Source organism: Cohnella sp. (assembly GCF_041641335.1).
Classification (GTDB): Bacteria; Bacillota; Bacilli; order Paenibacillales; family Paenibacillaceae; genus Cohnella.
Genome location: NZ_JBEPYQ010000071.1, coordinates 1 through 12,448 on the forward strand (window position 1 = coordinate 1; position 12,448 = coordinate 12,448).

General features: G+C 52.7%; 16 protein-coding genes and 1 pseudogene. 4 read left to right on the forward strand and 13 right to left on the reverse strand.

Annotated elements, in window-relative coordinates; translation table 11 throughout:
- From ACESLM_RS21045 to ACESLM_RS21080, 8 genes and pseudogenes are all read right to left on the reverse strand, one after another.
- Nucleotides 1-570: pseudogene (locus tag ACESLM_RS21045) on the reverse strand (hypothetical protein); the annotation flags it as partial.
- Between the two features lie 4 nt (nucleotides 571-574).
- Nucleotides 575-718 carry a hypothetical protein gene (locus ACESLM_RS21050; protein ID WP_372633897.1) on the reverse strand — a complete coding sequence of 48 codons (144 nt, stop codon included), beginning with the start codon at nucleotides 716-718 and terminating at the stop codon, nucleotides 575-577.
- 23 nt (nucleotides 719-741) lie between these two features.
- On the reverse strand, nucleotides 742-1,146 hold the full coding sequence (locus ACESLM_RS21055) for a phage tail assembly chaperone (RefSeq protein WP_372633901.1): 405 nt from the start codon (nucleotides 1,144-1,146) through the stop codon (nucleotides 742-744).
- A 19-nt stretch (nucleotides 1,147-1,165) separates the two neighbouring features.
- Nucleotides 1,166-1,573 (reverse strand): phage tail tube protein, encoded by a 408-nt coding sequence (locus ACESLM_RS21060; RefSeq protein WP_094050081.1) that lies wholly within the window; start codon nucleotides 1,571-1,573, stop codon nucleotides 1,166-1,168.
- A 15-nt stretch (nucleotides 1,574-1,588) separates the two neighbouring features.
- Entirely contained in the window at nucleotides 1,589-3,037 is a 1,449-nt protein-coding gene (locus tag ACESLM_RS21065) for a phage tail sheath family protein (protein WP_372633904.1), read from the reverse strand.
- Nucleotide 3,038: 1 nt separating this feature from the next.
- Nucleotides 3,039-3,224 carry a YqzN/YkzM domain-containing protein gene (locus ACESLM_RS21070; protein ID WP_372633907.1) on the reverse strand — a complete coding sequence of 62 codons (186 nt, stop codon included), beginning with the start codon at nucleotides 3,222-3,224 and terminating at the stop codon, nucleotides 3,039-3,041.
- 14 nt (nucleotides 3,225-3,238) lie between these two features.
- Nucleotides 3,239-4,084 carry a hypothetical protein gene (locus ACESLM_RS21075; RefSeq protein WP_372633910.1) on the reverse strand — a complete coding sequence of 282 codons (846 nt, stop codon included), beginning with the start codon at nucleotides 4,082-4,084 and terminating at the stop codon, nucleotides 3,239-3,241.
- Between the two features lie 108 nt (nucleotides 4,085-4,192).
- A complete protein-coding gene (locus ACESLM_RS21080; protein ID WP_372633913.1) occupies nucleotides 4,193-4,759 on the reverse strand; it encodes a sigma factor-like helix-turn-helix DNA-binding protein in 567 nt (188 codons plus the stop codon).
- Between the two features lie 257 nt (nucleotides 4,760-5,016).
- Here ACESLM_RS21080 and ACESLM_RS21085 point away from each other — a divergent pair, with 257 nt between their 5' ends.
- From ACESLM_RS21085 to ACESLM_RS21095, 3 genes are all read left to right on the forward strand, one after another.
- Complete coding sequence (locus ACESLM_RS21085; protein ID WP_372633916.1) at nucleotides 5,017-5,415, forward strand: helix-turn-helix domain-containing protein; 399 nt, start codon at nucleotides 5,017-5,019, stop codon at nucleotides 5,413-5,415.
- Between the two features lie 80 nt (nucleotides 5,416-5,495).
- On the forward strand, nucleotides 5,496-6,020 hold the full coding sequence (locus ACESLM_RS21090) for an ImmA/IrrE family metallo-endopeptidase (protein ID WP_372633919.1): 525 nt from the start codon (nucleotides 5,496-5,498) through the stop codon (nucleotides 6,018-6,020).
- A gap of 117 nt (nucleotides 6,021-6,137) precedes the next feature.
- On the forward strand, nucleotides 6,138-6,692 hold the full coding sequence (locus ACESLM_RS21095) for a hypothetical protein (RefSeq protein WP_372633923.1): 555 nt from the start codon (nucleotides 6,138-6,140) through the stop codon (nucleotides 6,690-6,692).
- Here ACESLM_RS21095 and ACESLM_RS21100 read toward each other — a convergent pair.
- Nucleotides 6,676-7,191, reverse strand: coding sequence for a WYL domain-containing protein (locus ACESLM_RS21100; RefSeq protein ID WP_372633926.1), 516 nt, complete (start codon nucleotides 7,189-7,191; stop codon nucleotides 6,676-6,678). The genes ACESLM_RS21095 and ACESLM_RS21100 overlap by 17 nt on opposite strands.
- A 196-nt stretch (nucleotides 7,192-7,387) precedes the next feature.
- Nucleotides 7,388-7,609, reverse strand: coding sequence for a helix-turn-helix transcriptional regulator (locus ACESLM_RS21105; protein WP_372633929.1), 222 nt, complete (start codon nucleotides 7,607-7,609; stop codon nucleotides 7,388-7,390).
- Nucleotides 7,610-7,744: 135 nt separating this feature from the next.
- On the opposite strand from ACESLM_RS21105, the gene ACESLM_RS21110 reads away from it, so the two are divergent.
- Nucleotides 7,745-8,602 (forward strand): NmrA family NAD(P)-binding protein, encoded by an 858-nt coding sequence (locus tag ACESLM_RS21110; protein ID WP_372633932.1) that lies wholly within the window; start codon nucleotides 7,745-7,747, stop codon nucleotides 8,600-8,602.
- Between the two features lie 277 nt (nucleotides 8,603-8,879).
- Here the strand turns inward: ACESLM_RS21110 and ACESLM_RS21115 are convergent, their stop codons facing one another.
- From ACESLM_RS21115 to ACESLM_RS21125, 3 genes are all read right to left on the reverse strand, one after another.
- Nucleotides 8,880-9,569 carry a PsbP-related protein gene (locus ACESLM_RS21115; protein ID WP_372633935.1) on the reverse strand — a complete coding sequence of 230 codons (690 nt, stop codon included), beginning with the start codon at nucleotides 9,567-9,569 and terminating at the stop codon, nucleotides 8,880-8,882.
- 196 nt (nucleotides 9,570-9,765) lie between these two features.
- Nucleotides 9,766-11,280 (reverse strand): choice-of-anchor Q domain-containing protein, encoded by a 1,515-nt coding sequence (locus tag ACESLM_RS21120; RefSeq protein WP_372633988.1) that lies wholly within the window; start codon nucleotides 11,278-11,280, stop codon nucleotides 9,766-9,768.
- 173 nt (nucleotides 11,281-11,453) lie between these two features.
- On the reverse strand, nucleotides 11,454-12,389 hold the full coding sequence (locus ACESLM_RS21125; RefSeq protein WP_372633938.1) for a carbohydrate kinase family protein: 936 nt from the start codon (nucleotides 12,387-12,389) through the stop codon (nucleotides 11,454-11,456).
- Nucleotides 12,390-12,448: the final 59 nt, after the last annotated feature.

The following is a 12,448-nucleotide window of genomic DNA, read 5'->3' on the forward strand; positions in this document are numbered from 1 at the left end:
ATCGTCATAATTTCTACCAATATATCCGCCTATCTGATCTCCAGCAATTCCTCCTAAAGCCGTACCAACCCCTGGTATTGGAATAAGCGATCCCAACCCTAAACCTATTGCCATCCCGATCGCACTGAATAATGCTTCTCTTTTTTCTTCTTCACTTTCAGCAGTAGCGAATTTTACTCCGTATGATGCAAAAGCAAGTGGAGTTACAACCTTCCCAGCTTTGTTGGAATAATTTAAAAAATTCTGTAATTTGGGATTACTCCACCACGCTTGTTTTGTAAGCTTCCAGTCTCCTAATCCTTTTGTAAAGTCTCCAGCGGATGTACCATATCCAAGATAGGTGATAACATCCATTGCAGGTTGATTAATGTTGTACAACTTTTCCGTCATTGTATCGGGCTTGACAATAGAAGGAGAGCGAGTACTCTCGGTTTTTTTGCTATTAAGCAGGATCTTATTAATATTCGGAATCAACATACTTCCGGAATTCTTCTTAAAGTAGTCATCTATCGCTTTTCGTGCTAATTTCTCTTTGCTTACTTCTTCACCCGCTTTATCCTGAGTAGCCATCCCATCAACCTCTTTCCTTCGCCGACCTCGCTCTCTCCGCTTCCCACTCGAGCTCCATGCTGGCCATCAGGAACAGCTGCTCGCCGCGGGGAAGGTTCCAGAACTGTCCGGGGCGCAGGTGGTGACGTACCCACAGAGCATGAATCATGCCGGCGAGCGCCCCGGATCGAATTAGTTTTTTACGTCTTCCAGCTCCGTATTGAAGCCGGACAGGTCAAGCACGACATCGCCGAGCGCGGACATTTCCCCCGCCAGCAGGATGCGCTTGATCACTTCCTCCGCTCCGCTGGCCGAGAATTTCGACAGCAGCTGCGGATTTCCCCAGTTGGGCGAAACGGTAGAGGCGGCGATCAACGAAACGTTGAACAGCTCTTCGTCCAAGCGCTCGATCGTCTGGCCGCGCCGCTCCTTGCGCTCCGTGCAGCGTTCGCGGATGCTGAACACCTGCTTGCCGGTCAATCCGCGCAGCTTCACAGGAATGTCCAGCCGCTCCAGGCGAACGGTGCGCTCGGGCAGCGTGTCGGCGCCAAGCAGCCGCTGCAAAATCTGTTCATCGGTTAATTGTTCCAAAGACATGTTTTCGTTCCTCCTTTTCTTAACCCGCTACGATTGGATCAAGCAGACGATACCCTTCGAAGGTGAACGCCGTCTCTTCCGCGACTTCTTCGCCGGCCGTCCAGTTCGCCAACTGGATTTTGTCCGGCACGCAATTGAGCAGCTCGATGCGCTCGAAGCCATAAGCTTCCGGATCGGACAGCTTGTTGATGATATTGAACTTCGCAAAACCGCGGCTGATCATATCGCTGGTCACCTTGTAGCCGCTCATCGTGCCCGTGCCCTTCTTCGTGCCAAGCTTGTGGACGGTCCATTCCATCCCCGCCAGCTTCAGTTCCCGCTTCTCCACCTCGACGGAGGCTTCCAGCTTATTGATGTTCGTCTGCCACACCCCGTCGATAAACACTTGCCCGTACGTCCCGAGAATCGCTCTTGTCGGATCCATCATGTTCCTCGTTCCCCCTTATCGCACGATAAACGTGCTGAAAATTTGTTCCATTACGTCCGTCAGACGAGCTTCCCATTTCAGGAAAACTTGGTCCGGCTCCGGCGTGAAATCCGGATCGACGTATACATCGTAGCCTTCGGCTTCGATGACGCCCGCTTGAGCGAGCGATTGCATGTACTGCTTGCAGGCGCTGATCAGGGCCAACCGGCCTTCCTCCGAGTTATTCACCTTGCCGATATAGGAATCCTCGGCCGTCCGCTGCAGATCGGAGTTGATGCTGTCCATCACGCGGATCGTGCGGATTTTTTTCCACGGATTGTTCTGGCCTTCGCGCAGCGTGACGAGGCTGTTGATTCCCCGAAGCGCTTTAACGAGACGACCGTCATGTACGAGCAGGAAAACGCCGCCGCGAACCGCCTGCTCCTGTTCCGCCCTTGTCCATCGACGAGTCACGTCCTCGAACGGAGCCGGCGCATACGTGACGGACTGGCTCAGTCCTTGGCCTGCGATCAGACCGGCGACGTAAGCGGCCACTTGAGCGGAGCTGTAGACCGCATCCCCAAGCTTCGCGCCCGTCGCAACGTTAACGATGCCTTCGTGATTCAGCGAAGCGCTGCGAGCGATGGCTTTGGCGACTGCATCTGCCGCCGTATCGTCCGCGGCAGAGCCGCCGAGAACGGCAATGACGCCTTTGCCTTCATTGCGCAGACGGCTAACCCAAGCCGACACGCTGGCGTGAAGAGAAGCGTCGGACACGCCGTCCAGAGCGATCACGTTAAATTCCTGCGTCTCGAAAGCGGCCAGAGCATCCAGATAGTCCGCATTCGCCAGGCCGGAAATGCCGGAATCCCCACCGCTCAGAGAAACGCCGGATACGTTGGCGAGTACGCCGCTGCCCTCGGCCAATTTCTCGGCTGAAATCCACAGGTTGCCCGAATCGCCGTTAATGGCGTCAGCCGCCGCTTGAATCGAATCGCCGTCGAACGTAAACGTCCGCAGCAGCGTCGTGCCTTCGAACAGCTTCAAGTCTTTTTTCGCCGCGTCGACCGCATTGACTTGAACCGTCGCCTTAAAGCCGTTGCCCCGGGCGCCTGGATACTTCGCCGTCAGCTTCAGCACGTTCGTCGGAGTTCCGGCCGTATCGGCCAAAGTCAGCTCGGAAGCGGCCGCGCCGCTTGCCGCCAGGCGATAAGCGATGACCTTCTTCGCCCCGCCGAGCAGAGCCAATCGAATCGCGCGGTACGCGGTTGCTCCGTCCACTTCCGATCTCGTGAACGCGTTCGCCGCTTCGGCTTCGCTCGCAATATCCACGAACCCGTTAACCGGGCCCCAATGCGCTCTTACCGGAACGATCGCCGTTCCCCTTGCTCCCGGTTGAATCGCAGCCGTCGCCGCCGCCCGGAATGTCATATAAAATCCCGGCAGTACCGGTTTGTCCGTCGTGCTCCAATTTCCTCCCGCCATCTTACAACACCTTCCCTTTCAGAAATTGGCCGACCAGGCGTTTGGCCTCGTCGACGGTAAATTCGTTCTTGCCTGCGGAGTGCAGTGCCCCGGCTACGGCCTCGGGCTTGACCCGGAACAGCTCGTCCGCATGTTGAATGAGTTCATCCCGGGCGTATGCCGCCTCGGCCGTTTTCTTGTTTGCCATCCGTAACACCTCGTTCATGAATTTGGATTCGGTTGAAAATTCACTTCCCGCATCAACGTGCCTTGCTCGGCATAGCGTTCGATTTTACGCGAGAAGGTGACAAGAATCTGCCCCTCGGTCATCGCGTCCCGCGCCAGATCGACGCTTGGCGTCAGCACGGTCAGGTACCGGCGTTCCGGCAGGCTGAGCGGAATTTTCACGGCTTCGCTCAAGCTTTGTGCAAGCGCGGCAGCCGTCATCGTCTGCTCGTTCACCGTTCGTCCGACCACGTGTCCGATCGCCTTTTTGCGGACCTCGATCGTTGAGGCTCTGGCGCCTGCGACCGTCTCGATGCCTTCCCATCTCCAGAGGACGGAAGGACGTTCGCAGTTCGTCGGCCACCTGCCGCTGTAGGCTTGCCAGCCGGAATCCCCCAACGTATCGAGCGTCCAATCGCAAATCGCATCCAGCCAATCGTCCTGCACCGTCTCCTGAGCGTTTCGAGCCCCGAGCACCGAGAAACGAAGCCCCCTCGTAATGACTTCGCGGTCGACATCGGCCTTGTCTGGACCAACTGTGCCCTCGTAACGGCACGTGAACTCAACTAGCGAGTCGGGATCGACGAGAGCTTGTCCGTCGAGCGCCTCGACGATCAGGTCGGACAGTTCGTCGACTTCGGAGAAATCCGACTGCTGCGATGCGCTGGGCCAGCATTCGAATAAAGTCGTGATCCCCGTCCAATCGGTATCCGTCGACTCCGTCCCTTGGATGAGAAGAATGTAAGGCTTGTCCAAGGTCGATGCCGATTCGTGGGCCTCGAAGATGCGCCCGCCGATGGAAGAGATCTGCTGACTCAGTCTCTCTCGGATGCCGGCCCTCATGGGAGCGCCTCACGGCTGTAGAAAGATGAGATCATGGCCATGTTTTCAACCTCCTGGTCTTTCAAAATGTTCCTCTCACCCTTAAGTGGCAACCGTACGACAAACCGTCTAGCCGACGAGAATATGGATGCTGCCGACGTTGCCGTCGACTTTGCGCTGAGCGCGGACCATGTAAGTGCCGACGCTGGATTTGCTGATGTTCAGCATGGCGGCGATCTCCGAGAAGGAGAAGCATTCGCCGTGGGCCAGCGTGTAGCAGCTTAGCTCGCGCTCGGTCAGTCCGCGGAAGGCGGCTTCGAGGCGAAATCGGCCGGCCTCGTCGGCCGGCTGTTCCGGCTCGGCAGCCTCCCATAAGGAAGAGGAGGGCAGGTTGACCGGATCGGTCGGCACCTCGCGCTGATAACCCGCCCTCCGTTCGATGCCCCGCCGGCTGCCCGGCCTTCTTCCCGTCTCCAGCCACTCGATTACATAGGAACAGCTCGCGATCATCTCCATAATGAGACTGCGATCTTTATCGAGCGCCAGCAGCGCGTTCATCTCCTCCAGCGTGCGGACAGGCTCCATTCGAGCGATGCGTACGGTCAGCTCGTCCGCTTTGCGAAGCAGCTCGCGCCTCGTCTCGACATAACTCTCCAACGTTGCGGCTCCCAGGTTCGTAATGCGCTTGATCTTCATGAAATCACTCCCTTTACGTTTTTGCCAAATTGGCAAACTACAAAGAAAAAAACTCAATTTTTAACTTCCCACTAACTTCTCGCTATTTCCCACTCTCATAAACACGAACTAATGTTCTTATTCGAGGGATAGAAACATCATAATTTGCCATTAAGGCAATGTCAATATCTAATTTGCCATTTTGGTAAACCACCCTATTTACCATTTTGGAGAATATGATATACTGAAATTAACTTAACAGCAGAAGGAAGATCGGGATGACACTTGGCAATCGACTTCGGGAACGCCGGGAAAAGCTGGGCAAGACCCAGTTGGAAGCCGCTCGCGGCCTCGGCATCAGCAACGTCCAGCTCTCCCGCTACGAATCGGACGACCGCAAGCCTGACCCGGATATGCTCGCGCGCTTTGCGGAATATTACCGCACGACGGCGGACTATTTGCTCGGCCGTACCGACAACTCGACGATGGATGCGGCGGTTTCCCCGGATATCCGCGAGTACCCGGCGTTCGAGGAGTTTATCAGCAACCCGGAGCACGGCGTGTTTTTCAAGGATTATTTGAACGCGCCGGAGGAGCGCAAGGAAGAGATGAGGCGCTTCTGGGAGTTCATCATGGAGAAGGAGAAGGGCCGCAAGCCCGGAGACCGGCAGAAGTAAGCGAACGGACTGCAGCCCGCACGGGCTTTTCTTTTCATCGCAAAAGCGAACATACATTCGTAAAAGTTGAGGATTAAGCCATGTACAACTATTATCGTACGACTCCGTTCGAGCAGTGGGTCGAGCATTTGTGGATCAAATCGGGGATCGCGACGCCTTCCCAGCTCAACGTCGAGGAGGTCGCCTCGCGGCTCGACGTCTGGGTTCACTTCCTGAACGATACGAGCCGGGCGCTCGATTATATGGGGATGAGATCGATTTTGGTGGATCGCAGATTGGGAAAAGAAGCGCAATGGGAAGACTTCCTGCACGAGCTCTGCCATGTGCTTCGGCACGCAGGCAACCAGACCGTGATGCCCAAGCTGTTCTGCGAAGGTCAGGAGGCGGAGGCGAATCGATTCGTGCTGTATGCCGCCATCCCGTTCTACATGCTCCGTCGCCTGAAGCTCCCGGGCAGGGTCGACGAAGCGGCGGAGACGATCGCACATCACTTCGGGGTGACGTTCGAACTGGCCCGCAAACGGCTGGAACAGCTCCAGAGGCGGACCTTCGCGGCGATTCTGTGGGAGGAAGCGATCAAGCAGGAGGCTCATGCAGGACTGTAGGTAACTCAAACAAGGTGGTCCGCTAGGTTTCGACCGATTGCATTCATGTCAATTCCAGAAGTGAAAAGCAACTTCTCCCGTTGAACGGCGTTAGTGATATTAGGAGGCGATATCTCAATGAAACGTAAAGTATGCCATGTTTTAATCTGCTGTTTATCGATTTTTGCAGTAGCATGTAATAGAACCAATGAAAATAGCATACATGAAGAGGTTGAAGCTATAATTTTTGATTTTAAGCAAGCACAGTTCGCGCTTAATCACAACGACCTCCCAGATACGAAAAAATATGAACAAGACATTAAACATTACGTGACGGACGATGTTTTTGAACAAATGAAAAAGAACCGCACAATGGAGTTGCCTTTAACTGTTGCCGTGAGATACAACATGGATATTAATCCTGAAATTAGCGATGTACAAGTAGAGGAGAAACAGAATATCAAATCAATTTGGATTATACCGTTACGCTGGAGTTATCTAATTCGGATAAGAAAGTTAATGAAAAATTACAATTTTCTGGCCAGTCATCTATGGAAAAAATTAATGGAGTGTGGAAAATCAGCCGCGATTACTACAACCCAAATATTTTCAAAAAATTCTTTCAAGTTGAGCCGCGGAGTTAAGTGCCGATTCACTAGATGTGAACTGCAACCCGTTATTGGTAATGGTTAATTAGACACCTTGCCCGTTGTTTAATATAATCAATGATTTCATTTGGCTCAACTACTTTTGCATCTGTCCCCAAACGATAAAAAAACTCCGATACGAACGGGATCTCACTTCGGTCCATTTCCATATCAACATATCCATTTCCATCTTCGGTTGAAACAATATCGTATTCAATCCAAGGTTCACTTCTGCATTGCCGCAGTCCTTCCCTTGTCAATCTGACGCGCAATCTGACAGGTGCCTTTACAGCGTGATTGGTTAGCCAACTCTTCAAGTCTATGGCGACATTAAACACTCTTTTCGAATCTTCAAAAGATAAGATTCTATCAACCCTGAATAGCCGTATCATCTTATATTCCATATCAAAGGCTGGCATGTACCAGAATCCATCAGTTGCATATAATCCGATTGGTTTAACTTCCCTAACCTTATTCTCTGATTTTGACTGATACTCCATGATTACTATGTGGTTTTCTATAGAGGCTTCAATAATGTCCTTCAAGTATGGAGAAAGAACACTTCTTTTCTGGCTCCAAAACAGTAGTACAGATTCCAACCGATCAATCTTGCCTTTTGTATCATCTGGGAGGCTTGTATAAAGTTTTCTTGATACGGAATCAATGTTTATGTTAAAGGGTAACGACTGATAATAATGGAGTGAGCGGAATGCAAAAAATATGGCGAAAGCCTCATCTTCATCAAAAATAATGGGGGGGAAGAGTCCTGTTTTTCAGAGTTCGATAGCCACCTTTTCTCCCTTGCTCCGTATAGATTGGAATCCCCAGATCACTCAGCTCCAGCAAATATCTGTGGGCTGTTCTGAGAGAGATATTAAATTCGTAAGCGACATCCTGCGCCGTAAAGCTCCGTTTAGTATTTACATACATGATTAAATCAAATAGCAACCTGGCTTTGGACATCCGTAAGTCCCCCTCCCAATATCTTATAAGGCAATAATTAAAACATGTCAGTTTTTGGCATGTTTTAATAGTAAATTGACATCAGTAAGAAGTCAATCTTACGATGCAGTTTACTTTTATAGTGGGAGGTAGCATATGAATATTGTATTAGGAGCAACAGGTCAGATCGGATTCATGCTAGTTAACAACCTTCTCGAGAAAGGCCAGCCAGTAAGGGCTGTTGTTAGGAACGAATCAAAAGCGGATGAATTGAGAAAAATGGGGGTTGATGTTGTAGTTTCCGATTATCTCAATAAAGGAGCATTGTTAGAGGCTTTTCGTGACGGCAAATCAGCTTTTCTGCTAACCCCTGAAAATCCAAGATCTGAAAAGTATTTTGATGAAGTTCGAATGATGATTCGCAATTATCAAGAGGTTATACTGCAGACCTCCAGCATCAATAAAATAGTCGGCTTATCTTCCATGGGTGCACAGCATGACTCGGATACAGGGAATCTGTTTGCATCTTACCTGCTGGAACACGCATTTTCCGGACTTCATGTTGAACAGATTTTTGTTAGACCGGCTTATTACTATAGCAACTGGGTCGGATACTTGGAATTAGTGATGACACAGGGCATACTACCGACGTTTTTCCCTCCCGAAATGAAATTATCAATGATTTCTCCCTCCGATGTCGCGGAGTTTTTGGCCGATATAATGATTCGAGAAACACCCCAAGAACGAATATTTGAGATCTGTGGCCCCCATGATTATACCTCACTGGATATGGCAAGGATTTTTGAGAATGTGCTTAATAAAAATGTTACACTACAGCAAATTCTACCTGATGAGTGGGAAAGAACGTTAACGCAGGCAGGATTCTCAACAGATGGAATAAAGAATCTTATCCTCATGACAAAGGCTGTAATTAATGGGAAAACAAAGAGTGACACCTCCAATCCAGTTCGTCTTCCTACGGATTTCCGAACGTATTTAGAGCGAACAGTGTGATCAGATAGGAGGCCACCCATTAGTTGAGGCCACGATCGAGGCCTGGCTGAAGGAGGATGAAAAAAACCGCTACAAGCAGCGGCATATCGGCAGCGTGTGTACGACAGGCTTTGCAGGGAGCATCCGGCGTTTGACTGCTCCTACCCTACCGTCAATCGCTACGTGCGACTCAGCCGATCTTGACGATCAGTAACAGCTCTCGGGCAGCTCATGCAGGACGATAGGCCAACGCAAACAGCGCGGCCCGCTAGGGGCCGCGCCGTTCCGTCCAGTCCTCTTAATTAATCGTCCAGGAGTCGGCGATCTCCGCTACCTGCTCGATGTACTTGTCGAAGCTGTCGCGAGTCGCGGTAAAGGTAATAATGTACGCCTTGCCTTCATGGATTTCGACCGTTTGCATCCAGGTCAATTCCAGATCTCCCTGTTTTCCGGTATACGCCATGTAAGCCGCATCCGAACCTTCTTCCGTATCCACTTCCTCGTCTACAAGGGTGAAGTCCTGAATCAGTTGGCCGAGCTGCTGCTTCGTAAGCTCGAGATAATCCTTGGCGGAGACGCTTTGGCCGCCCAAATCCTCGACGATGAAATTGATATTTTCGCTGAACGGATCGTTGGCGTCCTCCGGAGGGGCAAGGAATACGGCAATGCCGATCACGCCTTCCTGCAAGGTCCAATCTTCCGGATATTGAATGGTCGTGCCGTGAACTTTATCCTCGAACAGCTTGTAGCCTGCCGGAACGGCTTGCGCAGGCTCGCTCGCTTCCGCGGATGCGGATGGCGATGCGGACGGGCTCTCGGACGCGGATGCCGACGGCGATGCAGACGGGCTTTCGGATGCGGATGCGGAAGGCGATGCCGACGGTGACGCGCCGCCTTTATCGTCTTTGCCTCCGCAAGCGCTCAGCGCCAACGCCAGCAGAGCCAGGAACAACGACATTTTCAACAGTTTTGCAGATGGTTTCTTCATTTTTCCCCAAATCCCTTCTCTCTGTATGCGCTCAGGAAGAAATTCCCTAATCCGAGCGCCTCCGACAAGCCTACAGCATTTTCCCCATGCAGTAAACCTTTTTAATCATTTCTTTAGGCTGCGTTCCCCTTCGCTGGCAGCATGCAAACAACGCGCCCTCTAAAGAGGAACGCGCTGTTTGCGTACGATTCCGAGACTACGAACGTTCGTCCGCGCCGATGTCGACGCTCGAGCCCAGCACTCTCGCATCTCCGTCAATATCGTAAGCTCCGATAATGGACAGATCGGCGATTCCTGCGTTAATGGCCGGAGAGGAGGCCGTCAGATGCAAATCTCCGGCCGCCGCATTCACGAAAGCGGGATTTGCAAACAAGGAGTTGGCATCGTTGCCGCTAGCCGTCTTATACGCCGAGAAGCCGGTATAGGTTACGCCTTTCCACCTCCACTTCGCCCCGGCCGAACCGCCCGGAGCATCGTACAAGTTGTAATCGATGACATTGCCGCTGTTGAGCGTGTAGTCGTTAAAGAACAGAAAATTGCTGGAGCTGGCCACCATAATATTATTTTTCACGATATTGTTTTTCGTATCGTACTGAATGAGCAGCTGGCCGCCGTTCAAGCCCTTCGTATCGTTCTTGTACAGCGTATTGCCTACGATCACGCAGTTTTCGGTAGAGCCGCGCGCGGTGTCGTACCCGCCCATCGCAATGCCCGTATAGTTATTGTTGTAGACGAAATTGTTGCGGACCGTAATTCCGCTGGTCGATTTTCCGGCATGCTCGCTGGCGATTTCGATCCCGATATCGTTATTGAAGCTGTAGTTTCCTTCAATGATACTGTCCTTGCCCCCATCGACGTAGATGCCGTCCGCCCCGTACGAATTGTTCGGAAGCGTCCGCCCGTACGAGGGATTGTTGACCGAGGTGATATTATAAACCGTATTCCCCCGAACCGTACCGTTGCGCGCTTGATCGTACGCCGGGGAAGGCGCCGTGCCCTCGAAGCCGATCAGATCGATGCCGATATTGTCGTTGTCGTGAATCAGGTTGTTCGTAATGTAGAAGGTATCTACGTTGCCGTTCACGACAAGGGATTCACTGGAGCCCAGCACCAGATTGTACAGCTCGTTCCCGTCTATGGTCAAATGGTTGATGGACGCGGGAGCTTTCGTGCCGTAAACGGCGATTCCGTGCGCGTCCCGCCCTGCCAGATTGGAGCTTAGCGTTGCCGTATTTTTAATATTGTGGATTTTGTTGTTGCGAATCTCAATGTGGCTCCCCGCCCCATGGACGAAGATTCCCATCGGCACTCTGTTTTTCGTGCTCGTCTGGAGATTGCGGATCTCGAAGCCGCTGACGACGATATAGCTGGCATCCCTGATCTCGATCAGACTGTCCTCCGAGGCTACGCTAAGACCCGTTCCATCGAGGATCGCCGTCTGCGAATCGTAATTCCGGAAGGTAATAGGACCTGCCGAGGCCGATCCGGATCGCGTTATTTTCAGCTTCTGATTGTATACGCCGCCCATGACGTGTACCGTGCTGCCCGCGGGAACCGTATTCGCCGCATGCTGCAGCGTTTTCCAGGCGATCGCCGCGCTCGTCCCCGCGTTGCTGTCGCTGCCGGTCGTCGATACGTAATAATCCGTGCCGGCCGCATAGGAGCGGCCTTCCAACGTTGCAGCAGAAGAGATAACCAGTACCGTTATCATTGCCGCAAGCAAAACCATCCACTTCTTCATCCTCATTCATCTCCCTATCGCTCGTTTTTTTAAGCTGGCTTACCGGTTGCAAGAAGTCATTCAAGCAGCTTTCGAAACCAACCTTTCATCCGGTCGGCCTCACCTCCCTTCCGTATCTTGGCAGCGCTCCGACTCCCTGTCCGTCATCTCCGTCGCGCCATAAACTCCCGTACTTCTTGCGCCGTGGGCGCTCCTTGAACTCCCCCGATCCGAAGGGTCGCCAATGCGCCGCAGGCCGAAGCGAAGCGAAGGCGTTCTTCGGGAGTCGCGCCGTGCAAGGTCGCATACAAAAATCCGGCGTTAAAGGAATCGCCGGCTCCGGTCGTATCGATCGGCTCTACGCGGAACGCCTCCGCATCGATCCACGCCCCCGAAGGCCCCAGCAAGGATGCCCCCTTGCTCCCCCTCTTCAAGGCCACGAACCCCCGCTCCACGGGAAGGCGGCTTGCCAGCTCAGCGGGATCGGAGGACCCGAAAATATGCTCGGCCTCCGTCTCGCTCGGCACGAAATAATCGGTGTGGGCCAGGAGCGGCTCAATGATCTCGCGATCCCAACGCTCACGAGGGTCGTAACCGGTATCGAAGCTGGTCGTAACCCCCTTCTCCCGAAATTGCCTAAACAGCTCAAGCCAATGCGGCTTCATGCGTTCCTGGAGGAAGAACGAGCCGAAATGAAGATGATTCGCCTCGCTGGAGATGTCGTCCAGAGGAATAAGGCTCGGCTCTACCAACGGAATCGTGCCCATATAGGTCAGCAGCGAGCGGTCGGTCGGATTGGACAGCGAGAAGGTGACGCCCGTCTTCTCCCGATCCGTAAACCGTACATGATCCGTGTTGACGCCGTATCGGTTAAGCTGTTCCACGCAATAACGGCCGTACTCGTCATTGCCCGCGATGGAGACAAACTTCACCTCCACCCCCAATCTGGCAAGGACGCACGCGGTAATGGCCGAGGAGGATCCGAGCGTCAGCTCGAAATGCTCGACCAGCTTTTCCTTGTTCGGCTCCGGCTTCACATCCGGTCCGGACAAGATCACGTCGGGGTTTAATTCCCCGACAATGTACACGATTTTGCTCATTTCGGTTCCCTCCCCTTTAACTCGCGAAATTTTTCTCCTTTCGAAACGCCAGCCACACC

Bases quoted from the DNA above. Each gene is read 5' to 3' on its own strand.
- ACESLM_RS21050 (WP_372633897.1), bottom strand. From the start codon at position 718: ATGATTCATGCTCTGTGGGTACGTCACCACCTGCGCCCCGGACAGTTC.
- ACESLM_RS21055 (WP_372633901.1), bottom strand. From the start codon at position 1,146: ATGTCTTTGGAACAATTAACCGATGAACAGATTTTGCAGCGGCTGCTT.
- ACESLM_RS21060 (WP_094050081.1), bottom strand. From the start codon at position 1,573: ATGATGGATCCGACAAGAGCGATTCTCGGGACGTACGGGCAAGTGTTT.
- ACESLM_RS21065 (WP_372633904.1), bottom strand. From the start codon at position 3,037: ATGGCGGGAGGAAATTGGAGCACGACGGACAAACCGGTACTGCCGGGA.
- ACESLM_RS21070 (WP_372633907.1), bottom strand. From the start codon at position 3,224: ATGGCAAACAAGAAAACGGCCGAGGCGGCATACGCCCGGGATGAACTC.
- ACESLM_RS21075 (WP_372633910.1), bottom strand. From the start codon at position 4,084: ATGAGGGCCGGCATCCGAGAGAGACTGAGTCAGCAGATCTCTTCCATC.
- ACESLM_RS21080 (WP_372633913.1), bottom strand. From the start codon at position 4,759: ATGAAGATCAAGCGCATTACGAACCTGGGAGCCGCAACGTTGGAGAGT.
- ACESLM_RS21085 (WP_372633916.1), top strand. From the start codon at position 5,017: ATGACACTTGGCAATCGACTTCGGGAACGCCGGGAAAAGCTGGGCAAG.
- ACESLM_RS21090 (WP_372633919.1), top strand. From the start codon at position 5,496: ATGTACAACTATTATCGTACGACTCCGTTCGAGCAGTGGGTCGAGCAT.
- ACESLM_RS21095 (WP_372633923.1), top strand. From the start codon at position 6,138: ATGAAACGTAAAGTATGCCATGTTTTAATCTGCTGTTTATCGATTTTT.
- ACESLM_RS21105 (WP_372633929.1), bottom strand. From the start codon at position 7,609: ATGTCCAAAGCCAGGTTGCTATTTGATTTAATCATGTATGTAAATACT.
- ACESLM_RS21110 (WP_372633932.1), top strand. From the start codon at position 7,745: ATGAATATTGTATTAGGAGCAACAGGTCAGATCGGATTCATGCTAGTT.
- ACESLM_RS21115 (WP_372633935.1), bottom strand. From the start codon at position 9,569: ATGAAGAAACCATCTGCAAAACTGTTGAAAATGTCGTTGTTCCTGGCT.
- ACESLM_RS21120 (WP_372633988.1), bottom strand. From the start codon at position 11,280: ATGATAACGGTACTGGTTATCTCTTCTGCTGCAACGTTGGAAGGCCGC.
- ACESLM_RS21125 (WP_372633938.1), bottom strand. From the start codon at position 12,389: ATGAGCAAAATCGTGTACATTGTCGGGGAATTAAACCCCGACGTGATC.